Source organism: Marinobacter sp. ATCH36, from assembly GCF_023555055.1.
GTDB lineage: Bacteria > Pseudomonadota > Gammaproteobacteria > Pseudomonadales > Oleiphilaceae > Marinobacter.
On sequence record NZ_JAMJPL010000001.1, the window covers coordinates 791,423 to 816,145 of the forward strand.

19 protein-coding genes are annotated in these 24,723 nt (G+C 58.5%); 7 read left to right on the plus strand and 12 right to left on the minus strand.

The window, feature by feature from the left end; genetic code table 11:
* Window positions 1-52: 52 nt before the first annotated feature.
* Both M8010_RS03495 and M8010_RS03500 read right to left on the minus strand, forming a co-directional pair.
* Window positions 53-1,252, minus strand: coding sequence for an OmpA family protein (locus M8010_RS03495; RefSeq protein ID WP_250088652.1), 1,200 nt, complete (start codon window positions 1,250-1,252; stop codon window positions 53-55).
* Between the two features lie 145 nt (window positions 1,253-1,397).
* Window positions 1,398-3,728, minus strand: a complete 2,331-nt coding sequence (locus tag M8010_RS03500) for an ATP-dependent helicase (RefSeq protein WP_502846189.1) — start codon at window positions 3,726-3,728, stop codon at window positions 1,398-1,400.
* A gap of 188 nt (window positions 3,729-3,916) precedes the next feature.
* Between M8010_RS03500 and M8010_RS03505 the strand changes: the two genes are divergently transcribed.
* The 3 genes from M8010_RS03505 to M8010_RS03515 all read left to right on the plus strand — a co-directional run bounded on the left by M8010_RS03505 (window position 3,917) and on the right by M8010_RS03515 (window position 7,179).
* A complete protein-coding gene (locus M8010_RS03505; protein ID WP_250088656.1) occupies window positions 3,917-4,297 on the plus strand; it encodes a DUF2237 family protein in 381 nt (126 codons plus the stop codon).
* 4 nt (window positions 4,298-4,301) lie between these two features.
* A complete protein-coding gene (locus M8010_RS03510; RefSeq protein ID WP_250088672.1) occupies window positions 4,302-6,410 on the plus strand; it encodes a tRNA(Met) cytidine acetyltransferase TmcA in 2,109 nt (702 codons plus the stop codon).
* A gap of 73 nt (window positions 6,411-6,483) precedes the next feature.
* Window positions 6,484-7,179, plus strand: a complete 696-nt coding sequence (locus M8010_RS03515; RefSeq protein ID WP_250088675.1) for an ankyrin repeat domain-containing protein — start codon at window positions 6,484-6,486, stop codon at window positions 7,177-7,179.
* A 12-nt stretch (window positions 7,180-7,191) separates the two neighbouring features.
* On the opposite strand, the gene M8010_RS03520 is transcribed toward M8010_RS03515, so the two are convergent.
* Window positions 7,192-8,295, minus strand: a complete 1,104-nt coding sequence (locus tag M8010_RS03520) for an enoyl-CoA hydratase/isomerase family protein (protein WP_250088677.1) — start codon at window positions 8,293-8,295, stop codon at window positions 7,192-7,194.
* Window positions 8,296-8,469: 174 nt separating this feature from the next.
* On the opposite strand from M8010_RS03520, the gene M8010_RS03525 reads away from it, so the two are divergent.
* Complete coding sequence (locus M8010_RS03525) at window positions 8,470-8,805, plus strand: c-type cytochrome (protein ID WP_250088681.1); 336 nt, start codon at window positions 8,470-8,472, stop codon at window positions 8,803-8,805.
* 27 nt (window positions 8,806-8,832) lie between these two features.
* Here the strand turns inward: M8010_RS03525 and ppnN are convergent, their stop codons facing one another.
* Window positions 8,833-10,227 carry a nucleotide 5'-monophosphate nucleosidase PpnN gene (ppnN, locus tag M8010_RS03530; protein WP_250088695.1) on the minus strand — a complete coding sequence of 465 codons (1,395 nt, stop codon included), beginning with the start codon at window positions 10,225-10,227 and terminating at the stop codon, window positions 8,833-8,835.
* A 163-nt stretch (window positions 10,228-10,390) separates the two neighbouring features.
* Between ppnN and thiI the strand changes: the two genes are divergently transcribed.
* Complete coding sequence (gene thiI / locus M8010_RS03535; RefSeq protein ID WP_250088697.1) at window positions 10,391-11,845, plus strand: tRNA uracil 4-sulfurtransferase ThiI; 1,455 nt, start codon at window positions 10,391-10,393, stop codon at window positions 11,843-11,845.
* A gap of 4 nt (window positions 11,846-11,849) precedes the next feature.
* Here thiI and M8010_RS03540 read toward each other — a convergent pair whose 3' ends face one another.
* Window positions 11,850-12,863 carry a histone deacetylase family protein gene (locus tag M8010_RS03540; RefSeq protein ID WP_250088704.1) on the minus strand — a complete coding sequence of 338 codons (1,014 nt, stop codon included), beginning with the start codon at window positions 12,861-12,863 and terminating at the stop codon, window positions 11,850-11,852.
* Window positions 12,864-13,023: 160 nt separating this feature from the next.
* Between M8010_RS03540 and M8010_RS03545 the strand changes: the two genes are divergently transcribed.
* Window positions 13,024-14,475, plus strand: a complete 1,452-nt coding sequence (locus M8010_RS03545; RefSeq protein ID WP_250088712.1) for an NAD-dependent succinate-semialdehyde dehydrogenase — start codon at window positions 13,024-13,026, stop codon at window positions 14,473-14,475.
* A 318-nt stretch (window positions 14,476-14,793) separates the two neighbouring features.
* A complete protein-coding gene (gene uvrD, locus M8010_RS03550; protein ID WP_250088714.1) occupies window positions 14,794-16,959 on the plus strand; it encodes a DNA helicase II in 2,166 nt (721 codons plus the stop codon).
* Between the two features lie 326 nt (window positions 16,960-17,285).
* Here the strand turns inward: uvrD and corA are convergent, their stop codons facing one another.
* The 7 genes from corA to M8010_RS03585 form a co-directional block, all read right to left on the minus strand.
* Window positions 17,286-18,239: a magnesium/cobalt transporter CorA gene (gene corA, locus M8010_RS03555; protein ID WP_250088723.1), complete on the minus strand. Its 954-nt coding sequence runs from the start codon at window positions 18,237-18,239 to the stop codon at window positions 17,286-17,288.
* A gap of 70 nt (window positions 18,240-18,309) precedes the next feature.
* Complete coding sequence (locus M8010_RS03560; RefSeq protein WP_250088732.1) at window positions 18,310-20,802, minus strand: arsenate reductase (azurin) large subunit; 2,493 nt, start codon at window positions 20,800-20,802, stop codon at window positions 18,310-18,312.
* A gap of 14 nt (window positions 20,803-20,816) precedes the next feature.
* Window positions 20,817-21,341: an arsenate reductase (azurin) small subunit gene (locus M8010_RS03565; protein ID WP_250088743.1), complete on the minus strand. Its 525-nt coding sequence runs from the start codon at window positions 21,339-21,341 to the stop codon at window positions 20,817-20,819.
* Between the two features lie 82 nt (window positions 21,342-21,423).
* Entirely contained in the window at window positions 21,424-21,852 is a 429-nt protein-coding gene (locus tag M8010_RS03570) for an FKBP-type peptidyl-prolyl cis-trans isomerase (RefSeq protein WP_250088745.1), read from the minus strand.
* The gene (locus tag M8010_RS03575; protein ID WP_250088747.1) at window positions 21,849-22,748 is read right to left on the minus strand and encodes a molecular chaperone TorD family protein; all 900 of its coding nucleotides are present in this window, start codon (window positions 22,746-22,748) and stop codon (window positions 21,849-21,851) included. Before M8010_RS03575 ends, M8010_RS03570 begins: the two co-directional genes overlap by 4 nt.
* Window position 22,749: 1 nt before the next feature.
* On the minus strand, window positions 22,750-23,928 hold the full coding sequence (gene nrfD, locus M8010_RS03580; protein ID WP_250088748.1) for an NrfD/PsrC family molybdoenzyme membrane anchor subunit: 1,179 nt from the start codon (window positions 23,926-23,928) through the stop codon (window positions 22,750-22,752).
* Between the two features lie 11 nt (window positions 23,929-23,939).
* Window positions 23,940-24,698 (minus strand): 4Fe-4S dicluster domain-containing protein, encoded by a 759-nt coding sequence (locus M8010_RS03585; protein ID WP_250088757.1) that lies wholly within the window; start codon window positions 24,696-24,698, stop codon window positions 23,940-23,942.
* Window positions 24,699-24,723 lie beyond the last annotated feature (25 nt).

Genomic DNA, 24,723 nt, shown 5'->3' on the forward strand with positions numbered 1-24,723 from the left:
GCCCGAAGGCGCCTTCCCGTGTGGTTGATTCAAACAGACCCAACCCCGACGCCTAGCGGCGAAGCTGGATGCGCGCTTCCACTCGACGGTTGGTAGCACGGCCTTCCGCAGTGTCGTTGGAAGCGATCGGAGCTTCCTCACCGTAACCTACGGCGTTCACTCGAGACGGATCAACACTCAAAGGCCCGGTCAGACGGTCAGCAACGGCTTCAGCCCGACGCTGGGACAGGAGCCGATTGTATTCGGCTTCACCGCGACTGTCGGAATGGCCGGCAATTTCCACGATAGTTTCGGGATTTTCCTTCAGAAAATCAGCCACCCGGCGAATCTCTGAATCGAAGGAATTACCGATTACAGAGCTGTTTGTCGGGAACTGTACTTCGATGGTAAAGGTCTCGACTGTCTCGACGACACCTTCACAGCCGGTGTCATCCACTTCCGCTCCGGCGGCGGTATCCGGACACTGGTCCTGGCTGTCGACAACGCCGTCATTGTCGCTGTCCAGTTCGCAGCCGCGACTGTTCACGCTGGCACCGGCGGGCGTGCTCGGGCACTGGTCCTTGCTGTTGGCAACACCATCGCCATCGTCGTCTCGTTCGCATCCGGTGTTGTCAACGCTGGCACCGGCCGGGGTGCCCGGGCACTGGTCACGGCTGTCCGGAACGCCGTCGTTATCGGAATCTGCGGGCTCAGGGCTGGACTCCGATACGGTGCGGCTGAAAGCAAAGCTCAAGCCCAGGGTTGCCTGGGTATCAAAGGTACTTTCGTCGATACCGTGGAACTCCCGCAGTTCTGCGCGGATGGACACGCCGTCACTGACGTTGTAGCGGAAGCCAGCACCCACGTTGACCCGGGTCTCATCATGATTGGAGCCGGCGGTCTGTTCCATCAGAACGTCATCGCCGAAGTCAGCATGGCCGGCACCGGCGGAAATGTACGGGTTCCAGGCCTGGTCCTGATCTGCAAAATAATAGATTCCATCCAGTCGCAGCTCTTCGAAATCGCTGCTGCCGCTTACGTTTTTGCGATCAGCATCTGCCCTGGAGTAAACACCTTCAACAGCCCAGTTCGGGTGGAAACGAAATTCTGCTCCGATGCCAAAAGTGCCTGTTTCACTCAATTCCCGTTTATGATCAAACAGCTGGAAGCCGGCAAACGGGCTGAGGTAAATGGTTTGCTCGCGTTCGGCTAAAGCGGGTGTCGCAAGGGATGTTGTCAGGGCCGCAATGGCCAGTGGGCGCATGATGTTCATGCAGAACCTCCTGTTCGTTTATCGTTATTGAAAAAAAACGCGTAACTTCCTCATAACGCGCTGTTGATGGGTGTTTACGGTAAATTTACGTTACAGGATTCAAAAAAACAAAGCATAAATGCTCACGGTACATCGGCAATTATACTCAGGCTTCTTCGCCGGCGGCCGTGAAATACAGATGGGCGCTCTGTTTGCTGAAGTTCAGGGTGTCGCCGTTATCGAACCTGACCTCGAATGAACGGTCGTCTTCACCAACAACCGAACCGGCACCGAAAATGGCGTGGCTGAGTCTGGGTTTTGCCCACAACGGAGCCGTCCGGTCTTCCCCGGTTACGCTGCTACCATTCAGGATTACGCCTTCCCGGGAGGCGTAACGGGTGCCGGTCGTCGTGACGGGTGCGGCTGTTGTTACGGAAGGTTCTGAATCGCTTCTGCGGTTATCCAGCCATTGGCCGAATTCCTGCGACAGGGGAAAGCACAGCTCGTCCACGAACCGGCTGGGGCCCTGGTCACCATCAAGGTGCCGTTTCTCGCCAAAGGGACGGGTAATCAGGTGAAGCTGTTCCCGGGTGCGGGTCATGGCTACGTAGAGCAGTCGGCGTTCGCTCTCCAAAAATGCTTTCGGGTCGTCCTGGGCCCGGGGACTGTAAGGCAGGTACTTCTCCTGTAATCCGGGCAGGATAACGGTAGACCACTCGAGGCCCTTGGTGCGGTGAATGGTGGAGAGAAGGACGCCGCCCCGCCGATTCTCCCCCGCCTGTTTTTTCAGGTCTTTCAGGTGTTCAAGCGCCCCGTCAATACTGACCTTCAATCCGGCCAGATAGAGCCGGAAGCCGCGAATGGTCTCGATGCGCTCGTCGGCGGTTTCGTGAGTGAGCGCCAGGCTACGGATACCCTCATAGAGCTCGGTTTCATCCGCATAACGGGTTATCAGGTCCGCCACTGAGCCTCTGAAGTGGCCCAGCAATGCCAGTGTCTCGCCCAGTTTGCGCAGTTTTCTGGCCGCCATGGGTGCGAGCGCGTCGAAGTCCATGGCGAGCAGCCGCTCATGCCAGCCATCGCCAAATCCCGCCAGGAAACGCGCCAGTTGTTCCAGCTCCGGCTCCTTCAGGCCAACATGAGGAAAACGAAGCAGTTGCCGGGCAATATCGAGGCGGTCATCGTCCGGCAAGTTGCGAATTCGGCCGGACACCACCATCAGCAGGCTGGTGATGGCCTGAATTTCGCGACTGAACAGGGCGCCCTTGCCGGCATCGATGCGATAGGGCAGCTGCCGTGCCAGCAGCTTCAGCTCGATAGGGACACTCTGGCTCCAGACCCGGAACAGAATGGCGGTATTGCCGAGGGCCAAATCATTCATCGGCTGCAGCAGTTTCACAACGATGTCGCTGTCATTTTCCTGTTGGTGCAGGGTGACTCCGGTTGCAGGTGTAGAGGGGTTGGAGTGACACAGCACGTCCTTGCGCCCGGTGTTATGGCAGATCAGGTGGTTGGCCAGCAGTGCTACCTGGTGGCCATAGCGAAAAGTGTAACTCAGGGTCTGTTCCAGCGGACTTTCGAATTCCTCGCTGAAACGCCTGAGGATAAAGTCCGGCTTGGCGCCCCGAAACTCGTAAATTGTCTGGTCCGGGTCGCCCACCACCGTAACGCGCGCCCGGTCCCCGGCCACGTACCTCAGCAGTAAATGCTGGATCTCATTGGTGTCCTGGTATTCGTCCACCAGCACCAGGTCCATCTTGTTGCCCACCAACCGCTGTAGCGGCGGATTCTGGTGGATGGCCATTACCGGCTCGTAGAGCATGTCGGCGTAGCTGATCCGGCTGTTGGATTTGCGCCATTGCTCGAAGCTGTGGAACAGGTCAATCAGGTAACGGTGTTTGTCGGAATAGCCCAACTCCTCGAATACGATGTCTACCGGGGATAGGGTAGTTTTCACCAGATCGATGAAGTTGATGGCGGTTTCAACGAAATCTTTCTTGTTGCGGCGAATTTCGTCCGCCAGGTCTTCCGGGGCCAGTCTGCGGGTAAGCTGCCAGGCCTGGTAGCTGATTTCCTGGTCGGTAAGGATTTTGTCGGAAAACCCCGGCAGGAAGCCTTCCCGCACAAAGCGCTTGTAAAGCCGCAGGCCCATGGCGTGGTAGGTGCGGATTTCCGGCAGGGCCAGCCCGGTGTCGCGGCTGACATCCCGCAGTTTGCGTTCAAAGTCCACGCGGGCACTGCGGTTGAACATTAGAACCAGCATGCGGTTTGGGTCGTGGCCTTGTTCCAACAGGTACCGTATGCGCCAGGCCAATGTGGAGGTCTTGCCACTACCTGCCACGGCAGTAATCACTGCATGTTCAAAGCCTGCGGTGATGATTGCCCGTTGTTCATCTGTTAGGTAACCGGGCAGATTGGAATCTTCAGGTATTTGGGGTGGGGTAGACATGCGGTGTATTGTACCCGGCGACTGGTAGTGCTGATACTGGTGCCGCATAATCCTGATGACTTTTGCTTTCCTCCTTGCCGGGATTAATCTCCCGTTGGGTGTAGGAGGGTTTGGATGGGCTCTTCCAAAACACGCTCAAGCACGTCCGTGTGTCGCTTGGGCTCCGCCATCCATGGCTCCGCACAGTTTTGGAAGAGCCCATCCAAACCCTCTCTCTGACATTGGAGAATGACGTTATGGCTACAACTGTTGAATCGGTGAATGTGCTCGGCGAAGCCCTGGAAGTATGCGGTACGGATCCTGAAACCGGATTTTACCGGGATGGGTGTTGTAACAGCGGGCCGGACGATTTGGGGGCTCATGTGGTGTGCGCCGTTGTAACAGAAGAGTTTCTCGAGTTTTCGAGTGCCAAGGGCAATGACCTGAGTACGCCTCGACCGGAGTTTGGTTTCCCCGGGTTGAAAGAGGGCGACTCCTGGTGTTTGTGTGCGTCCCGTTGGCAGGAGGCATTTGAGGCGGATTGTGCGCCTCGGGTAAAACTGAGAGCCACTCATCGTTCGGCTTTGAAGTATTCGACGCTGGAGGATCTTAAACGCCATGCAGTGGATCTGAGCTGAGTGCATGTCGGATGAAACCGGAAAGCACATGCCGGAACAGGACCGATGGTGGAAGCTGCAAGCTGATCTGAAGACAGCCGGGCAACGGCGAATGGTATTGCTCGAAGGTGATCGTGAGGACTCCCTTGCGTGGCTGTGTGAGGTGCTTCCGGCTCTGGCGGTTACGCCGGGCGTTTGGACGGGGCCGGTTGATGACCAGCCGGAGTCCTCGCTGACGCGGATTAAACCGGTTGAGGGTCGGCGCTGGCTGGGTCAGGAATTGGCTGGTGTGGTCTGGGACGGCTGGCAGGGCAATCCGCCGGACAGTTTTGCGGCCTTGTCGGGGACGCTTTCGGCTGGGGGGCTGTTTTTCTGGTTGATGCCGCTGCTTGATGAGTGGAGTAGTTTTGACGACCCGGATTATCGGCGGACCGGGCTCGAAGGGGCCGGTCGCCATGCCTTTGCTGCACGGCTTGGGCGTATTCTGGCCGATGATCCGGATGTTATTCGCGTTAATCCCGCGGTGGATCCGGACCCCGTTCTGCCGGATATCCCCACATCGCACGAGGCCTTCCAGATAGGCGCCACCGAGGATCAGCGCAGGCTGGTGGACGAGATTGTGCGCACGGGGCTGGGGCGTCGGCGGCGGCCTCTGGTGGTAACTGCTGACCGGGGGCGGGGCAAGTCTGCTGCGCTGGGTATGGCGGCGATCCGCCTTTTGAGCGAGGGGCGCCAGCGGGTGATTGTAACGGCACCCGAGCCGGCGACAGTGAAAACTCTTTTTCATCACGCCAGGTTGGCTGCCGGGGGTGATCATGCTCAGCTGGCGTATGTTCCCCTCGAGCAATTGCTGGCGGACCGGCCCGAGGCAGAGGTGGTGATGGTGGATGAAGCGGCTGCGATTCCGGCAGACCTGCTGAAGCGGGTGTTGCTGGGTTGGCCCAGGGTCATCTTCTCCACCACGGTGCATGGCTATGAGGGCTCTGGCCGTGGTTTTGCGGTTCGGTTCCGTTCAGTGCTGGATACCGAAACGCCTCACTGGCGAAGTGCTTCACTCACGGCGCCGATCCGGTGGGCGGCGTCCGATCCTCTGGAACCATTGACGCGGGAGATGTTTCTTCTGGGCGCAGAAGCGCCGGTTTCAAAAGGTGATGGCTCCGGCGTGGTGGTTGAACCCTGGAATCCCTCGACCGCCGGAGAGCAGGAACTGAACGAGGCGTTTGGTTTGTTGGTTGATGCCCATTACCGCACGTCTCCCGGTGATCTGCGCCAGTGGATGGATGACCCGGCGGCTGTGAGCTGGCGCCTGACGTGTGATGGGGTGCTGGCGGGCGTGCTTTGGGCAACGGTGGAAGGTGGCCTGGATGCGGCACTGGCTGATCAGGTGATGCTGGGTAAGCGCCGCTTGCGGGGCCATCTGCTGGCCCAGTCGCTGGCAACCCACAGCGGGTTTGCCGAAGCCGCCAGCCAGCGCCTGCTGCGAGTGGTGCGCATTGCCGTAAATGAGGATCTGCGGCACCGGGGGCTAGGGGCGAAGCTGGTAGTTGCAGCACAGGACCATGCCCGTAAGCAGGGGCTGGATGGCGTTGGTACCAGCTTTGGTGGTGACGCCGGGCTGGTATCCTTCTGGCAACGATGCGGGCTTCAGCCCGTGCGTCTGGGACTGAAGCGGGAAGCCAGCAGTGGCGAATATCCACTGCAATTGCTCAGTGGTGCGTCGGGCCAGGGAAAGGTGCTGACGGATCAATTGCGCAGACGGTTGGCGGAGCACTGGCTCACGTTGGTGCCGTTGAACTGGCCGGATCTGGAGCCAGAGTTGATTCTTCAGCTGACTGGCGGTCTGCCCACTGTCGGTTCCATCAATGACGACGACCGCAAGGATCTGAACAGTTTTGCCGAGGGGTACCGGGGTTTTGACCTGACGCTTCCGGTATTGAGAAAGCTGTCTATGCAGGGTGGCGTGATCGGCCTGGTGGCAGCCAGCAGCCAGGCCGCTTTGTGGGCCAGGGCTGTGATTCAGGGCTGGTCCTGGAGGCAGTTGCAGGCGGCAGGCCTATGCCGGGGCCGTGAGCCGGGAGAGTTCGCGCTGCGCATTATGGTTCGTGAACTTTTGCAAAACCGGCCTGACTTGTGAACAGCTCGATGTCATTCGCCCCGGTTACTGGCCAGAATACCCGCAAAAATGAATCAATAGAGACTGAACCATCATGGCCCAGGGATCCGGCTTCATCTTTCCGAAACTCCTGCTTTTTCTGTTGACCAGTCTGCTCGTTACGGCTTGCGCCTCGAGTGGCAACCCCTCCAACCTCGAACAGCGCCAGTCATCGGTGGCCGATACGCCGCTGATGGCCGCTGTCAGCAGCGGTGATCTGGAACGGGTGGAATCCCTGGCTGCTTCGGGTGCGTCACTGAACACCCTGACGGAAGAAGGCACGCCGCTGGCGGCTGCAGTGAGGGCAGGCGAGGACCGCATTGCCTGGTTTTTGCTCAGCGAGGGCGCGGAACCGGACCGTGCAGCACCCGATGGCGTTACACCGCTGATGGTTGCGGCGGACGGTGGGCATCGTCGGTTGGTTCAGCTGCTGTTATCTGCCGGTGCCAGAGTGAATGCGAAAGACAGTAAAGGCACAATGCCGGTCATCCTGGCTGCGCGTGACGGCCATTTGTCAGTCGTTAAAGTATTGCTGGCCGCAGGGGCAAATGTGAACGTCAGCCAGGGCGGGCGGTCACTGCTGATGCATATCGTGGAAGGCGGAGATCTGCTGACTGCAGAAATTCTGCTCGCCGCGGGAGCTGATGTGAATTACAGGGGCACGAACGGAAGTACGGCTCTCGATCTGGTGCGGGCCAGCAACAACCGCGACCTGGAAATGCTGCTTATCCAGGCCGGCGCCGATATTTGATGGCCGCGTTTCTCAGTCCAGTTTCATGGGGTCGTTGCTGTCATCCAGCTCTGGCACGAAGTGTTCCTCGACAACACTCCCGGGCACTTCGGCCACGGTTTTGAACGACCATTGAGGCGTGTTGTCCTTTTCGATCAGCAGGGCCCTGATACCTTCTCTTAGATCCGGCCGCCGGGTGCACCGGGTTGCCATGGCCAGTTCCATTCTGAAAATATCCTTCAGGGACATCTGTTGTGCCTTTTTCAACTGGGTCCACACCAGCCAGGCTGTAACCGGGCAGCCATCACGGAGATTGTCCATGCAGGCCTTCCACCAGTCACTGTCGATGTCTGCGGCCAGCAGGTTCTCAACGATATCTGGTAACTCATCGCCGGCACTGAGCCTGGCAATACTTTGTTCATGGCGAGCCAGCTCGCTGGCCGGCAGCGCCCGGTAGTCCGGGTGCTCCAGCTGTTTGATCAGGCGGAACAGGCGGTTGTCATTAGCGGCGGACTCGTCGGTCCAGCGTTCATCCTGAAAGCGGGCAATCAGCGAATCGATCTGCTCGGGGAGAATGGCCATATCGGCCAGCCCCACACGCAGAGCGTCCGTGGCGTTGAGCCGGGCGCCGGTCAGGCCCATAAACAGTCCAAGTCGGCCGGGTAAGCGGTTGAGGAACCAGCTGGCGGCGACATCGGGAAACAGGCCAATGGAAATTTCGGGCATGGCCATTTTTATATCCGGGGTAACCACCCGGTAGCGGGAGGCGGAGAGAATGCCCATGCCACCGCCCATAACGGCACCGTGAGCAATGGTGATGACCGGTTTGGGAAAGCGATGGATGGTGTAATCCATACGGTATTCGTTAGCGAAAAAGCCTGCTGGAATAGCGCTGTCTTCAGCACCGGACAAGGCGCCATAGAGTTCACGGATATCGCCACCCGCACAGAATGCGCGTTCGCCGGCCCCCCGGAAGATTACCATACAGATATGTTCAGCTTCGGCCCACTGGTCCAGCGTAGTCTGAATGTCATTAATCATTGAACCCGAGAGTGCATTCAGGCTGCCGGGAGAATCCAGAGTGATCTGGCCAATGGTGCCTTCCCGGCATTCGAGTTCCTGAACCTGGATGGGCATGTTCGCTTCTCCGCTGAAATTACATTGACTTGAATGGCGCGATACAGCGTACTGATACGTTTGACGCATTGATTTATCGCATTTGAGCTTTGTTTCGTCTGTGCTATAAGTTTGTCCAGATTTCACCCTTCAGGTTTACTGTCGGGTACCAAAAACGATGAGAGGGTAAAACCAATGAATCTGAAATACCACACCATTGCCGTTCTGTTCACACTGGGTACAACTATTCCAGCGGTTGCGACTGCCGCCGATGCCGAGGCAGGCAAAGCCAAGGCCGCTGTCTGCGCCGCCTGTCATGGCAAGAACGGCATCGCTGCCATCCCAGGTTACCCCAACCTGGCGGGGCAGAACGAACAGTACCTGGTGTCCTCGCTCAAGGCCTACAAGAACAAACAGCGTAGCGGCGGGCAGTCTGCAGTAATGCAGGGCCAGGCCATGGGCCTGAGTGATGAGGATATTGCCAATCTGGCAGCCTATTACGCGAGCCTGCCGGCAGATGGCGGGAAGTAAAACCCGCCATCATCAGCCCAATCAATCTCAGGGAGTGGCTTGTGCTGCTCCGCTGACAATCCGGTAGCTGGGTTCGTAGGCACTTGAGCCCGGCAGCTTCATACGATTCTGTGTGACAAATTCCTTCAGCATGGCTTCCAGAGGCGTCAGTAGTGCCGGGTCTCCGGCAATTTCGAAGGGGCCGTGCTTCTGGACCTGGCGTATACCACTCTCCTTGACGTTACCGGCGACAATGCCGCTGAACGCCTTACGCAGGTTGGCCGCAATCAGGTGCGCGGGTTGGTCACGGTGTAACTCCAGGGCCCGCATACTCTCGTGCGTCGGTTCGAACGGCATCTGGAACACCGGGTCGATTTTCAGCATCCAGTTGAAGTAGTAGGCGTCCTGCATGGCACGGCGGAAGGTTTCCACATCCTTCATACCCTGCTTCATGGTGCGGGCCACCCTGTCAGCATCGTCAATAATGATCTCGTATTTGCTGGCGGCTTCGTCGCCCAGTGAGTTACGGATGAACTGGTCAATCATTTCAAAGTATTCAGCATTTTCCTTCTGGCCAGTGAACACCACCGGGAAGGGTAGGTCAGCGTTGTCCGGATGCAGCAGAATGCCCAGCAGGTAGAGGATTTCCTCGGCGGTGCCAACGCCGCCCGGGAACACAATCACGCCATGGCCGGTGCGCACAAATGCTTCAAGTCGCTTTTCGATATCTGGCATGATCACCAGTTCGTTAACGATGGGGTTCGGTGCCTCAGCGCCGATGATGCCGGGCTCCGTCAGGCCGATATAACGCCCGTTTTTGACCCGCTGTTTGGCATGGCCAATGGTGGCGCCTTTCATCGGGCCCTTCATGGCGCCCGGGCCACAACCGGTGCAGATGCTGAGAGCTCGCAGGCCCAGCTGATGACCCACTTCTTTACTGTACTGGTATTCACGTTCGTTGATCGAGTGCCCGCCCCAGCACACCACCAGGTCCGGGTGTCGGCCGGCCTGCAATACCCGCGCATTGCGCAGTATGTGGAAAATCAGGTTGGTAATACCTTCCGGGTCGTCCCGGCGCAGCCCTGATGCGGACTGGGGAATGGAGTAGGAATAAATGATATCCCGCAATACCGAGAAAAGATGTTCGCGGATAGCGCGCAGCATCTGCCCGTCCACAAATGCGTGGGCGGGCGCATTGACCAGTTCCAGTTTGAGGCCCCTTGGCTGGGGCACCAGGCGAACGTCGAAATCCGCATGGGCTTCCATCAGAGCTTTACAGTCGTCGGTTTCGATACCGGTGTTGAGCACCGCCAGAGCACATTGCCGGAACAGGCGGTAGAGGCCGCCTTCGCTCTTGTCCTTGAGGCGATTGACTTCAAATGTGGACAGGATTTCCAGGCTGCCCTCCGGGGACACGAGGGCATTGATGGTGGATTCAGTCATGAACGGTGAAACTCCTGAATGTTTCTCGCTGGCACCCTGACATCTGGTGGCGCCCTATTTTCTGATTAAACCGGCTTCGGGAATGCCTGATTTTGAGGCATGCATCGAAACCGTTACACTAAGCACTTTCTCGCGAATACGCTACCCGACAGACGTCCGATTTATGAAACTTCTTATCCGCCCTGCCCCCGAAGTGGCCATCAAGAGCAAGCCCGTCCGCAGACAACAGATGCGGCACCTGCGCCAGAATATCCGCAAATTGCTGACGCGCCTTGATAGTGACATGCATGTGGAGGGCTCCTGGGACAGGGTGGATGTAGATGTTCCCGACGGTCGCGGACTGGCAGGCCTGGTTATAGAGGAGCTACAGCGCATTCCTGGCATTTCCACAATCCAGGAAATCGGTGTTTTTCCCTGGGTGAGCGTTGAGGACGTGGCGGAAAAGGCGGTGGCGGCGTTTTCCCAACGCATCCGTGGCAGAACTTTTGCAGTTCGGGTTCGACGCCATGGAAACCATTCGTTCCGGTCCATCGATCTGGAACGACTGGTTGGCATAGCACTTCTTGAAGCCTCTGCGCCCAAAGGTGTTGATCTGGGCGAGCCGGAAGTCGAGGTACGGATTGAAGTCCAGGATCACGACTATCACATCGCTCACCGCAAACATCGCGGCGCCGGTGGCTATCCCCTGGGCGCGGTGGAAACCGTTATGACACTGGTCTCGGGAGGCTATGATTCGTCCGTCGCTGCCTATCTGATGATGCGTCGCGGTCTCCGTTCCCATTTTCTTTTTTTCAGTCTTGGTGGCCCTGCGCATGAGATCGGTGTGCGCCAGGTGGTCCATTACATCTGGGACCGCTACGGTGCTTCTCACAGTGCAAAGTTTATTTCCGTGCCTTTTGAAGGCGTCGTTGCTGAGATTATGCGCTCGGTCAACCAGCGTCATTGGGGTGTGGTGCTCAAGCGGCAGATGCTGAAAGCCGCGTCGGAGATTGCTGCCATCAACAACGCTTCGGGCCTGGTGACCGGCGATGCGGTAGCGCAGGTTTCCAGCCAGACCCTGTCGAACCTCAATGTGGTGGACCGGGCCAGCGATGAGGTGGTGTTACGCCCGCTGATTTCCATGGACAAGGAAGCCATCATCAATATTGCGCGGGAGATCGGCACTGAGCCGTTTGCCCGCAACATGCCGGAATACTGCGGTGTCATCTCCCGTAAGCCTGCAACCAGGGCGAAGCTTCATCGTGTCGAAGAAGATGAGGCCAATATGGATGATCAGGTGCTGGAGCAGGCCATTGCAAGCCGTCAGGACACTCCCGTCAACCGCCTGCTGGAAACCACGCAGACTCCGGAAGAGGTGGAGATGGTGCACACGCCGGAGGTGAGCGATGTCATTATTGATGTACGCCATCCTTCTGAAGGCGAGCAGTCACCGCTGCACCTCACCAGCAACCGGGTGGTGGAGATTCCGTTCTACGAGCTGAGCGAGCGCATTCGGTCGCTTCCGGCCGACAGGCAGTATCTGTTGTACTGCGACCGCGGCACCATGAGCCGGATGCACGCCTTTAACCTGAAAGCCGAGGGCCACACCAATATCAAGGTGTACGCCCCCGCGTACTGATTTCTTACCCCTCCAGCCCCTTGAAGAACTGCTGCACGTTTTCACTCAGGGTTTCCAGGTCGTAACCGCCTTCCTGCACAACCAGTGTAGGCAGGCCGGTATGGCGAATATGGGTGGCCAGGCGGCAGAACCCTTCCGACGATACTGATACCTTGGCCTGAGGGTCGTTGTGGTAGATATCGAACCCGAGCGGAAGTATCAGCGCATCTGGCTGGAACAGCCGGATGGCGGCCAGTGCCTCTTCAAGTTTGGCGAAGAAGTCTTCCTCTGATGAACCGTGGGGCATAGGCAGGTTGATGTTGTAACCGAAGCCTTCGCCTTCGCCGCGTTCATCTTCATAGCCGCTGACCACCGGGTAGAAGTTAGTAGGGTCGCCGTGGATAGATACGTAGAGCACATCGCTGCGGTCGTAAAAGATTTCCTGGATGCCCTGGCCGTGGTGCATGTCGGTATCGAGTATGGCGATCCGGTGGAAGCGGGTTTTCATGTGTTCTGCCGCGATTGCTGCGTTGTTGAGATAGCAGAAGCCGCCGGCTGCATCTTTCCTGGCGTGATGTCCCGGTGGCCGACAGACCGCATACGCGGTGCGTTCGCCGGCAATCAGTGCGTCGGCGGCACCCAGGGCTGTCTGGGCCGACCAGTAGGCCGCATCCCAGGTATTTGCTCCAATAGGGCAGCTGCCGTCGGCCTGGTAGCGGGCAGCTTCAGCAAGGATGCCTTTCATGGCGTTTGGTGAGCGTACAAAAATATTGGAAATAACTTCGTCGCCCCAGTCTCCCATTTGTGACCAACGCCGGTGGGCTGACTCCAGGAACCGCAAATAGCCCAGGTCGTGGACTTTCGAAATTGCCCCTGCGCCCTGGTCTGCCGGCTGCAGCACCGGAATATCCATGGCCTTCAGCCCCTCCAGCATTTGTCCGGTGCGATCCGGGATTTCCTGGGGCTGGCGCATCTGGCCCCGGGTAAAGTAAGTCTTGGGTAGGTGCTGATCTTGTGAGGGATGAAAAAACGCCTTCATGTTCCGGCCTCCTGATAATGACATTGTTCGAGTATAGGCGTTCGCGGGTGCTGGTCAAAACACCTTTGTCTGACTTTACAGTAGCGGTTTCTGCAGCCACTATGAGAGACATATCACACTGACGCAAACCCGAATTTATACAAAATTGAAAGGAGCCGAAATGATCGAGTCACCATTGCTTCCCAAGCTGACTGGCTATATCGGCGGTCGCTGGACGGAGTCGCCGGATGGCAATACCTTTGATGTCTATAACCCGGCGACGGGGAAGGTGATTGCAAGCGTGGCATCGATGTCTGAAAGTGAGGTGAAAGATGCCGTAGATGCCGGCAAATCGGCTCTGCGTCTGACTAACCCGTACACCATCGAAACCCGTCGCAAGTGGCTGGAAGATATCCGCGATGCGCTCAAGGCCAATAAGGAAGAGGTGGGCCGTATCCTGTGCATGGAACACGGCAAACCCCTTAAGGAAGCGCAGGGCGAGGTGGATTATGCCGCCGGCTTTTTCGACTACTGCTCCAAACATATCCAGGCACTGGACGCTCATACTCTTACAGAGAAGCCCAAGGACTGTACCTGGACCGTGCATTATCGCCCCATTGGCGTTACCGGTCTGATTACGCCCTGGAACTTCCCCATCGGAATGATTGCCAAGAAGCTGTCCGCAGCCCTGGCGGCGGGGTGCCCGTCGGTGATCAAACCGGCCAGCGAAACACCGCTGACGATGATTGCCCTGTTCACCCTTATGGACAAGCACACAGATATTCCCGATGGCATGGTCAACCTGGTGATGGGCAAGGCCAGCGTGATCGGCAAAGTGCTGTGCGAAAGCCCCGATGTTCCCATGCTCAGCTTTACCGGCTCTACGGAAGTGGGCCGCAAGCTGATCCTGGACACGGCAGACCAGATCAAGAAGCTGGCGCTGGAGCTGGGTGGTAACGCACCGTTTATTGTCTTCGACGACGCCGACCTGGATGCGGCTGCCGATAACCTGATTGGCAACAAATTCCGTGGCGGCGGACAGACCTGTGTGTGCGCCAACCGGATATTCGTTCACGAGAAGGTGGCCGATGCCTTTGGTGAGAAACTGGCCGAACGAGTAAACAAAATGACGGTTGGTGATGGCATCAACGGCGATGTGGATCTTGGGCCGCTGATTAACAAGGCCGGTTTCGATAAAGTCAAACGCCACCTTGAAGATGCACTCGAGAAGGGCGCTGGTCTCGTTGCCGGTAAACAACCGAAAGAACTTGGCGATGACCTGTTCTTTCCGCCAACCGTGATTACAGGTGTTAACCGGGATATGGAGTGTTATCGTGAAGAGACCTTTGGCCCACTGGTGCCCATGGCCCTGTTCCGTACCGAAGAGGAAGTCATAGACGCCGGTAACGATACCGAATTCGGCCTGGCGTCCTATGTCTTTACTGCAGACGCGGAACGCGCCCAGCGAGTGGCCGCCGGGCTGCGTTTTGGCCATTGCGGATGGAATACAGGCACAGGCCCTACACCAGAAGCGCCTTTCGGCGGGATGAAGGCCTCAGGCATCGGCCGCGAAGGCGGCCTGGAAGGCCTGTTCGAGTTTGTAGAAGCGCAAACAGTGCCGAGAGGTTTCTGAGGAAAGCTTTCTCAAAGGCGCGCCAAGCGCGAGGGCGGGCCCCTGTTCAGGACTGTGTGTGGCCACGGACGGCCACAATCAAGCGCACATGGGCGAAGCAAACGGTTATGAAGCGTGGCTTCATGTGCCGCTGAGCGACAGCAATCTATGATTGCTGGCAGGACCCGCCTGCGGGTGCTTGCAGCGTGTCCTGAACAGGGGTCTGACCTCGTGCGCCTCCCCCTCAAGCACAGGGCTCACCCAGGCCCGACAGAAATCTCCGTTGTCTCCTGTTATAATCCAACACCTGTTCATTTAACCAGTAGCGACCGGATCTCTATGGATGTCTCCCACATTATCGACGCCCTCAACGACGCCCAGCGCGAGGCAGTCACCGCCCAGAACGACCATTTGCTGGTGCTGGCGGGAGCGGGCAGTGGCAAGACCCGGGTGCTGGTTCATCGGATTGCCTGGCTGATGCAGGTGGACAAGGTGCCGCCCACGGGCATCCTGGCGGTAACCTTCACCAACAAAGCGGCGAAGGAGATGCGTTACCGCATAGAGCAGATGATGAATATTCCGGCCCGCGGCCTTTGGTTCGGGACGTTTCATGGCATCGCCCACCGACTGTTGCGGGCCCACTATCAGGATGCCGGCCTGCCGGAGAATTTCCAGGTGCTGGACAGTGACGATCAGCTGCGCCTGATCAAGCGGGTGATGCGGGAGCTACAGATCGACGAGAGCCGCTGGCCTCCCAAACAGGCCCAGTGGTTTATCAACGGCCAGAAAGACGAGGGTTTGCGGGCGGAACATATCCAGGAAAACCCCGGTGACCATTTCACCAGCACCATGCTGACGGTGTACCGCCAGTACGAGAAGCTCTGCAACCTCAGCGGCCTGGTGGATTTCGGTGAACTGCTGCTGCGCTCCCATGAGCTGTGGCTGTATCGCCCGGAGCTGCTGAGCCATTACCAGAGCCGTTTTCAGCAGATTCTGGTGGACGAGTTCCAGGACACCAACACCATTCAATACGCCTGGCTGCAGATCTTGGCGGGCAACCGCGTTCCGCTGACGGTGGTTGGCGACGACGATCAGTCCATTTATGGCTGGCGGGGCGCGAAAATCGAGAACATCCAGCAATACCAGCGGGACTTTCCCAATGCCCGGATGGTGCGGCTGGAGCAGAATTACCGCTCCACCCAGATGATTCTGAAGGCCGCCAACGCGGTGATCGCCAATAACCAGGGGCGGCTTGGCAAAGAGTTGTGGACGGACGGTAAAGACGGCGAGCCCATCAGCCTGTATGCCGCATTTAACGAGCAGGACGAGGCCAACTACATCGCCGACACCATCAGCAGTTGGGTCAGCGAAGGCAACCTGCGCAGTGAGTCCGCCATCCTGTACCGCTCCAACGCCCAGTCCCGGGTGCTGGAGGAATCGCTGATCCGCCAGGGCATACCCTACCGCGTCTACGGCGGCCTGCGATTCTATGACCGCTTGGAAATCCGCAACGCCATTGCTTACCTGCGCCTGGTGCACTATCGCCGGGATGACGCCGCTTTCGAGCGGGTGGTAAACATTCCCGCCCGGGGTATTGGTGCCAAGAGTCTGGCCGATTTACGGGCATTTGCGACCGAACGCAGCATATCCCTGTGGGAATCCGCCGAGCGTTTACTGGAAGCCGGGCAGGTCAAGGGCCGCGCCAAGACCGGCCTGCAATCCTTCATGGGCATTATCGAGCGCCTGACGGACATGGCCGAGGATGCTTCCCTGCAGGGGCTGATGAAACAGACGCTGGAATTCAGTGGCCTCAAGGATTACCACGCCAACGAGAAAGGTGAAAAGGGCCAGGCCCGGGTCGAGAACCTGGAGGAACTGGTCAATGCGCTGTCGGATTATGAGGTAGAGGAAGGCGTTGATCCATTGTCGGAATTTATCGCCCAGGCAGCCCTGGATGCCGGTGAAGCCCAGGCAGAAGCCAATGAAGACTGCGTACAGCTGATGACGCTCCACTCTGCCAAGGGCCTGGAGTTTCCGCTGGTGTTCCTGGCCGGGGTCGAGGAAGGCCTGTTCCCCCACAGCATGTCCCTGGAAGAGCCGGGGCGGATGGAGGAGGAGCGCCGGCTGGCCTACGTGGGCATCACCCGGGCTATGAAAAAGCTGGTGCTTACTTACGCGGAATCACGGCGCCTGTACGGGCAGGAGAAATTCCACGCCCTGTCCCGGTTCGTTCGTGAAATTCCCGGCGACTGCATCCAGGAAGTGCGGCTGCGCAACACCGTCAGCCGCCCGGCTATGATGGCGCGCCCGAACGAGAGCCTGTTCAGCCAGGAGCCTGATGCCGGCACAGGCTTCAGCCTGGGCCAGCGGGTTCGTCATCCGAAGTTCGGCGAGGGCATCGTGATGAACTCCGAGGGATCTGGCCATCACACCCGGGTGCAGGTGAACTTTGACGAGGGTGCCAAGTGGCTGGTTCTTGCCTATGCGCCTTTGGAGGCCTGCTGATTTTTTGGTTTCGGAGGAAGCGCAGGTTGGAGAGTGCTGTTCAAAACACGCCTCGAGACGTCCTGTTCGGCTTGGGCTCCGCCATCCATGGCTCCGCACAGTTTTGAACAGCACTCTCCAACCTGCGCCCAAACATCGGTGCGGCCGGTGAGAGATAGGTCGTGAGATTTGTGGAGGCCTACTCTGAGGCTCGGGCGGGTATAGGGTATATATCTCCAAAACTGTGCGGAGCCATGGATGGCGGAGCCCAAGCGTCACATGGATGTGCCGAAGGAGCGTGTTTTGGAGATATATACCCTATACCCGCTTCCACCAAGCCCCGAAACTCAAAGCCAGCCTTTTCGCTTGAAGTACCAGTAAGGCGCAAACCCCGCTGATACCATCAAGGCAATGGCTCCCGGATAACCCAATAGCCATTCCAGTTCCGGCATGTGCTCGAAGTTCATACCGTAAATGCTGGCAATCAGCGTTGGTGGCAGAAAAACCACGGCGGCGATCGAAAAGGTCTTGATGATCTGGTTCTGCTCGATGTTGATGAAACCCTGGGTAGAATCCATTAGGAAGTTGATCTTGTCGAACAGAAAAGTGGTGTGGGACATCAGGGTTTCGATGTCCCGGTTGATCTCCCGAAGGGTCTCCCGGAGCTCGTTTTCCTTGCTGAGATGCCGAAGCAAGAACGAAATATTGCGCTGGGTGTCCATCAGGCACAGCCGCGTCTTGCCGTTACTGTCCTCCAGCCTGGCCAGACGATTGATGGCCTCGTCCAGTTCGGCCTCCTCATCTTCCAGCACCAGGTGGCTGACCTCCTCCAATTGACGGTGGAGGTCCTCAAGTCCATCGGCATGATTTTCCACTTTCTGCTCGAGCAATGTGACTAACATCTCGGCCACGCTTCGGGCCTCTACGTGCCCACGGCGCGCGCGCATTCGAAGCAAGCGGAAATCCGCCAGTTCACTCTCGCGAATGGTAATCAGACGGTTTTTTTGCAATATGAAGGCGACAGATACGGTGTTATGACGTGCTTCGGCAAGATTCAGGAAAAGGGAATGGACGTGTATGCCGGCCTGATCCACAAAACAGCGCGCTGACGCCTCGATTTCCTCCACGTCCTCGAATTCCGGGATGTCGGTTTTCAGCAATCCCTGTAGGATCTGGCGCTCGGATTCATCGGGCTCGCAGGCGTCAATCCAGTCCGCCTGCTTCAATCGGGTTGCTGGAGCCTCCCCGGAATTGCCCATTTCCTTGATAAGACCATCTGCAATCCTGAAAAACCTAAGCATGCGCGCGCTCCGAACAATCCAGTGTCCCCACTAAAAATACCAGTGTATCAGGAGCGCGCCGCTAACGAATTTAAACGTACCGTCGGCGCTTGAAGCTTACCTTGTCAGCATAGTCATCAATCCGCCCGATCCGGCGAACGTCCGCCCAGGTTCCCTTGTAGTAGGGGATGATGTTCCTATCGGTCCAGGGCGTCACCAGGTCGCCCATTACGGAATTGAAGTACATGGCCTCCATGAACACGTGGCCCTGCTTGATATCCGGCTCCAAGTACGCCATGGCCGTGGTGGCGCCATAGTCGTTGAACAGCTCAACCAGGTCGCCAGATTCAATGCCAAGATCCTTCGCATCGTCCGGATTGATTTCCAGCGGGGCCATTGGGTAACGACCACGGCGGAATTCCACATGCTGGTCATGGTAAGCCGTCTGCCAGATCTGGTTGGTTCGGCCATTGTTGATCCAGAACCGATACTTCTTGCGCTGTTCTTCCACAACGTCCGGCATGCCGTTCCAGGGCGCTGGCAGGAAATGTGCCTTGCCATCATCGGTATCGAATTTGCCGTCGGTATACAGCATTTCCGTTCCGATCAGCTGGCCGTCCTTGTATTCCTTGATCGGCAGCTGAACGCCGTTGTTACCGGCGGCCCGCAGCCTTTCGTAGGTGGCCAGATGGCCGGTGGGGCCGCCCTGACTGTCGATAGCCGGTGCTCCAGGCTGGCCGGCACGGCGGAAGCCGTCGTTGTAGGCGTCTTCCTCGGTTTTCCAGTCGAAACCTTCAAAGCGCTTGGCCATGTCGGTATTGCCCTCTGCTTCATAAAGCTTGCGCAAGGCGTTGCCCATATCCGCGGCAATCAGGCAGTCCGGTTTGGCGGTTCCCGGAGGGTCCATGAATTTCTCGGACAGGCGCAGGCGACGCTCGCCATTCATGGAAGTCAGGTTCATTTCGCCGGTATGCGCGGCTGGCAGCACCATGTGCGCGGCCTCGGCAAACTTGGTGGCATAGAGGTCGATAACGGTTACGAACAGGCCGCCGTCTTCCTTGACCGCCTTGTGGATGACCTTCGCCATCTCCTCCGGGCCGGCACCGCGAACCTTGCGCAAGGCCTGTTTGACGATATCACTGCGGCGCAGGACTTCGTTGCGATACTGCTCAGCGTTCAGGGTCGTCTGGAAAGCGTTGCAGGCCCAGACGGTGAGCATCTGGCCATTGCCCTGGATGATCTCCTGATCCACGTAGGGCGCCGGGCGACCACCCGGATACGGAGGCCGGCAGTAGCCCTCCTGGTGGCCGCCCATGCGGACCACGCCGGTACCCCGGCGGCCCACGTTGTGGGTGGCCAGCACCAGATCCACCAGCGCGGACTGGATGCGGTAGTTGTCGTTGCCCCAGATAATGCCTTTTTCATAGCCATGCATGGTGCGGGGCAGGTGGCCGGAGGCTTTCGGCTTGTAGGCCCATTCCGCCGCCTTGATGAGCTTGTCCTTTCTGATACCGGTAATTTCGCTGGTTTCGTCCAGGCTGAGGCGGTTGGCTTTAACTGCGTCCTCGAAGCCAGTCGTGTATTCCCCGATGAATTCCTCATCCTGCCAGCCCTGGTCGACCACATAGGTGAGCAGGCCAATGAAAAGGGCGGTATCGGTGCCCGGCTCAATGTCCAGGAACAGCAGGTTATCCGTATCTATCGCCTGTTCCAGAAGGGCGACAGTGAGTGCCCTTCGTGGGTCGACCAGAATGATTTTTGTCTGCTGGATGGTTTCGCCGTCGTCGTAGACCTCACGCTTCCTGTTGGTGGATTGCCCCTGAAGACCTGGCAGCCAGTGGTTGAGGAAGTAGTTGGTCTGGGTCTCGTAGGCGTTGGCACCAACCGAGAATATGCAGTCGGCCATCTGGGCGTCTTCATAGCTGTTGTTCAGCTCGCCGATGCCCATGTCACGGGTGGCGTGGCACTCGGAGTTGTAGGCGGGGCGGTTGTGAATCCGCACCATCTTGCTGCCCAGGCCGGTAAAGATCAGCTTGCCGGTGCCCCAGGTGTTCTCGAACCCACCGCCGGCGCCGCCGTGATCAAACAGGTTGAACATCAGCTGATCTGGGCCAGCATCATCCAGTATCAGCTTGGTCAGGTGGCTATACAGAATGATCGCCTGTTCCCAACTGGTATCCCGCCATTCATCGCCGGCAAAAACCCGCGGGTATTTCACCCGTTGATTGCCAACGGGGGTCTGGGGGGAATACATGATGGAGGCCATCTGTCCGCCGCGCGTCGAGGACAGGCCGCCGTTCACCTTACAGTCCTTGTCCGGCAGAATCATGATGCGGTGATAGCTGCCATCATCGTCCTGGACAATATTGGTCATGGTCTGGGTCATGGTTAGCTGAAGCGCGCCGAGTTGCTGGCGGAAATCCAGCCCCAGCGCATTCTGATCCGGCGCCAGCCCGCCTTCCTGATCCGCAGGCCATTTATAAACGTGATAACCGCAGCCGACGATGCAGAAATGGCAGCAGGTTTGGGTTTTTTGGGCATTGGCCGGCGGTAGCGCAATCCGGTCTTTCTTGTGTTCAAACATGGGGGCTCCCTCCTTCAGGCGTCCGGCAGAATGTTGGCCTGGCGGCCGTAGATCAGACCTTCCACACCAACCGCTTCGATGGAATCATCCGAATCCTTGTAACTCAGGAGAATCCGGGGCAGGTTTTCCGTCGCCTGGCCAGACACCATCTGTCCATTGAGCTCGGAGTCGAATACGCTGAAGTGGCATGGGCACTTGAACGTTCGTTCTTCGGATGAGTAGGAAACCGGGCAGCCCATATGGGTACACAGAATGCTGTAGGCGACAATATCCTCGTCAGGGCCTATGCCACCCTGGGTTTTGCGACCGGTTTTCACCAGGGCACAGGGTGAGGAGGTATCCGGATAGCTGAAGGAAACCGGTTGCCCGACTTTCAGGTCGCCAGCTTTGCTGATAGTGGTTGTCGGGTAGTCCAGCATGACCTTGCCGGGTTGAGGGTTGCTCTCGCTAGCTTGGGCGGGGCTCCAGACAAGCGCGGCACTACCTACGGCAACAGTGGCGCCGCTGCCGGCGAGGAAGCGTCTACGGGAAAGTTTCATGGTTCTCCTCCTGAGTTACCTGGGTTGGCTATCCAAGCAGGTCTGGTATAAGCATAGGCTCAGGAGTTAGAACTGCCAAATATCAAGAAGCGCTATTTTCAACAACGCTCAGGGCACGGATTTGGTATTCCAGTGCCATGCCAGCATAACGGTGATTTCCATCGACTTTCACACTATCTTCGAGAACATCCAGAACCCGCAGTTGGAAGCGCCCCCGCTGGCCGCCGGGGGAGAAAGTCATTCCGGGATACGGCGTGATTCCCTCGGGGAGGTTGGCGTTGACCACCTCGAACACCAGGTTGTGCATATAAGGGCCATGTGCCTGCTCGGGCTTCAGGTACACCGTGCGTTCTTCGCCCGCTTCAATTCCCTGCAGGGCTTCCGCCAGCGCCGGGAACAGGGTGTTATCCCCTTCGGTATAGCGCATGGGGTTGTGAGCCTCGGACTGTTCCAGGCACTGACCATCGTCATCAAAAATGGCCCAGGCGGCGGTGATTTGACGTCCGGTCATGGCTTGGTATCGGCTCCGGCCTTCTGTTGATGGGGCGGTTTGGGCTGGCTGGCGCGGCCGTGTCTGGCCTCGGGGGGGATCATGCTGGCCCAGCCTTCGCCGGGTAGTTGGCCCCGGAGGTGGGAGGCATCCAGGCCCTGGGCTTCCAGGTTGGCAATCATTTCCAGCATGGCCTCCGGCGGGATGCCGGCCTGTTTCGCCCGGGTGGCGGCCCGGTCTGGCACTGCCTCATCCAGGTGCGCTTGTTGAACTCGTGTGGTCAGTGCGTCCCTTTGCTCCCGCCGCTGATCGGCGGCGCTTGGCAGGGTTTCTGATGGCTCGCTGGCACCCAGCGTTTTCAGTCGAACCCGGACAAGGCTATCGGTCAGACTGGCGAGCTGGTACCAGAGAGAATCCGGAGTGCGTTCGCCCAGTGACTGGCATAGTGGTTCCAGGCCTTTTGCGAGTTGCTCCAGATGGCCTTGCCTGTACCTATCCGGGGCGTCTTCAGTCTCCAGATGCAGAGCCACTTCCAGCATCACTGGCAGGTAGTCCGGGTGCTCGTGACTGTCTTCCGGAAGTTGCAGGCCCAGGCCGGTCAGGGTTTGCGTCATTGCCTGGGCATAGGGGCCCATCTGTTCGCCATCCACGCCACTGCCCAGGTCCAGGTGAGCAGCGTAGGGCGGGGTCAGGAATAGTCGGGAATAGCCCACCAGCAAGGCCTGGTCGCTTACTTCCGCCAGACTATCTGCCAGATCCCGGGTGTCCAGCTCCAGGCCCAGTTCCTCGCCAAGGCTGAAAATATCTCCGGCCAGGCATTCCCGCAGAGCCTGGCACTGGGCTTCGGTTGTCGGTGGCCGCCAGGCCTGGGCCAGTATGGCCCAGGCTTCCTGCCAGAGTGGTGCGTTGGCGGTCATATCAAGAGGCTTCCTTCTGCGCTTGCTGGTTGGCCTGGTAGTGAATCGGCTTGCCATAAAGCAACCGCTCACCGAACGCGTAGATGACGATGGCCAGGGCCGCGCCGGTGAGCGTGACCATCCACTCGGTCATGGACGGTGCGTACTCGATCAGCCCCCACTCCCAGCTGCCCTTGAACAGGGGTACCAGCTGCCCGCCAATCACGAACTCGTAGCGCGCAATGAACAGGCCGATGATGATGGCGACGCCGGTCACTATCGAGATACCCACCGACGGTTTGCGCACGAACAACAGCAGCGCCAGGGGCAGGACAATGCCGACAATGGCTTCGAACCAGAACAGCCCACTACCCAGCATATGCTCGAAAACCACATGATGGCCGTCCTGCACGGTCCACAGGCCGGTGGTAATACGGGCGATCCAGGTCAGGGTGTACACCGCCATGGCCACCAGCAGGTACTTGGGCAGCAGGTCACCGATCAGCGCCTGCACGTCCGGTGACATGGCATCACGCCGGAAGCCGTAGCTGATCTGGGTGAACAGGCTCATCAGAGCCAGCCCCAGGGGCAGGGCGGCGATCAGGAAGTACAGTGGCGTGGCACTGCCGAACCAGACCGGGCGCATGGCCATCATGCCGTACACCAGGCCCTGGGTGAACAGGCCACCAAGGGCTGTCACCAGAATCAGCAGGGCCAGACCCTGGCGGTTTTCCAGGCGGTTGTCAGAGTTGCGCAGCCACACCAGAGCCACCAGCATACTGATGATGTAGAGGGACCAGAACACGCCCATCCACAGCAAGGGAGAGCGGATCTGCATGTTCAGCGGAATGGCCCAGATTGAACGCAACGGGTGCCCCAGCTCCAGCGCCAGAGCCACCACGGCGCCTATGGATAGCCCCAGTGACAGCATCAGATTACGACGCACCAGCCGGCATAGCCCGGGCTGTTTGGTGAGTACCCCCAGCATGTTGACGATGGCTACGGCAAAGGAGCCCAGGGCCAGGAAAGCATAGGTGACGACAGGTAAGCCCCAGGGCAGTGCACTGCCCTGGTTGAAGGCGCGGCCACCCTCCGACATCAGCGGGTAAAGGCCGATAATGCCGATCACCAGCAGGATGATCGCCACGATCTGCAGGCCTTTTCCCGGCTGCACCATGGTGTTTTGATTGGTGGAAGTCATGGCTCAGCTCCTCAAGAAGACTTGGTGCGGTCGGTGAACGCGGGAATCGAGCCGCCTTCGCCGGTGAGGTAATAGACCTTGGGCTTGTTGCCAGTCTCGTCCTTCAGGCGCACGCCGCGTTTGTCGCCGATCAGCTTGTTGACGTGGCTGTCCGGGTTGTCGAGGTCGCCGAAGTAGCGGGCTTCCGGGGCGCAGGTGCGCACGCAGGCCGGCACATATTCCACCAGCTCCGGGTCTCGCGGGTCGAGATCGGAGACCCCTTCCGGCGCCTTGCTGATCTTGTGGTAGCAGAAGGTGCACTTGGACACCACGCCGTCGGGCTGGATGCCGATGCCCTTGGACCAGTCCTCGTTCGGGTTCTGGAACGGCGGTGCCCAGCTCTGGGCTTCGCCGCGGTCGCTGGCGAACACGTTCTTGACGTCCGGCTCCAGCAGCGGCTTTTCGTCGGTGTAGAAGCGCACACCGTAGGGGCAGGCAATCATGCAGTATTTGCAGCCGATGCACTTGTCCCAGTCGATCAGCACCACGCCATCGTCGGTGATGTAGGTGGCTTTGGTCGGGCATACATGCACACACGAGGGGTTCTCGCATTGCATGCAGGGCCGGGGCAGCCAGTTAAAACTGCTGCTGGGGTATTCGCCGTCCTGGTAGAACAGGACATCCTGCCAGGATTCCCCGGGTACGGTGTTGTTTTCCATGCTACAGGCGGTGGTGCAGGCCTGACAGCCGGTGCATTTTTCCAGATCGATGACCATTCCCCACTTAGGCATAGTCCCGTCTCCTCTTTGTTGTTCG

Excerpts from the sequence above, each read along its gene's own strand:
- ppnN (WP_250088695.1), bottom strand. The coding sequence starts at position 10,227 with ATGACTGAATCCACCATCAATGCCCTCGTGTCCCCGGAGGGCAGCCTG.
- M8010_RS03560 (WP_250088732.1), bottom strand. The coding sequence starts at position 20,802 with ATGTTTGAACACAAGAAAGACCGGATTGCGCTACCGCCGGCCAATGCC.
- M8010_RS03495 (WP_250088652.1), bottom strand. The coding sequence starts at position 1,252 with ATGAACATCATGCGCCCACTGGCCATTGCGGCCCTGACAACATCCCTT.
- M8010_RS03585 (WP_250088757.1), bottom strand. The coding sequence starts at position 24,698 with ATGCCTAAGTGGGGAATGGTCATCGATCTGGAAAAATGCACCGGCTGT.
- uvrD (WP_250088714.1), top strand. The coding sequence starts at position 14,794 with ATGGATGTCTCCCACATTATCGACGCCCTCAACGACGCCCAGCGCGAG.
- M8010_RS03565 (WP_250088743.1), bottom strand. The coding sequence starts at position 21,341 with ATGAAACTTTCCCGTAGACGCTTCCTCGCCGGCAGCGGCGCCACTGTT.
- M8010_RS03570 (WP_250088745.1), bottom strand. The coding sequence starts at position 21,852 with ATGACCGGACGTCAAATCACCGCCGCCTGGGCCATTTTTGATGACGAT.
- M8010_RS03540 (WP_250088704.1), bottom strand. The coding sequence starts at position 12,863 with ATGAAGGCGTTTTTTCATCCCTCACAAGATCAGCACCTACCCAAGACT.
- M8010_RS03515 (WP_250088675.1), top strand. The coding sequence starts at position 6,484 with ATGGCCCAGGGATCCGGCTTCATCTTTCCGAAACTCCTGCTTTTTCTG.
- M8010_RS03525 (WP_250088681.1), top strand. The coding sequence starts at position 8,470 with ATGAATCTGAAATACCACACCATTGCCGTTCTGTTCACACTGGGTACA.
- corA (WP_250088723.1), bottom strand. The coding sequence starts at position 18,239 with ATGCTTAGGTTTTTCAGGATTGCAGATGGTCTTATCAAGGAAATGGGC.
- M8010_RS03545 (WP_250088712.1), top strand. The coding sequence starts at position 13,024 with ATGATCGAGTCACCATTGCTTCCCAAGCTGACTGGCTATATCGGCGGT.
- M8010_RS03520 (WP_250088677.1), bottom strand. The coding sequence starts at position 8,295 with ATGCCCATCCAGGTTCAGGAACTCGAATGCCGGGAAGGCACCATTGGC.
- nrfD (WP_250088748.1), bottom strand. The coding sequence starts at position 23,928 with ATGACTTCCACCAATCAAAACACCATGGTGCAGCCGGGAAAAGGCCTG.
- M8010_RS03500 (WP_502846189.1), bottom strand. The coding sequence starts at position 3,728 with ATGCGGCACCAGTATCAGCACTACCAGTCGCCGGGTACAATACACCGC.
- M8010_RS03510 (WP_250088672.1), top strand. The coding sequence starts at position 4,302 with ATGTCGGATGAAACCGGAAAGCACATGCCGGAACAGGACCGATGGTGG.
- M8010_RS03575 (WP_250088747.1), bottom strand. The coding sequence starts at position 22,748 with ATGACCGCCAACGCACCACTCTGGCAGGAAGCCTGGGCCATACTGGCC.
- M8010_RS03505 (WP_250088656.1), top strand. The coding sequence starts at position 3,917 with ATGGCTACAACTGTTGAATCGGTGAATGTGCTCGGCGAAGCCCTGGAA.
- thiI (WP_250088697.1), top strand. The coding sequence starts at position 10,391 with ATGAAACTTCTTATCCGCCCTGCCCCCGAAGTGGCCATCAAGAGCAAG.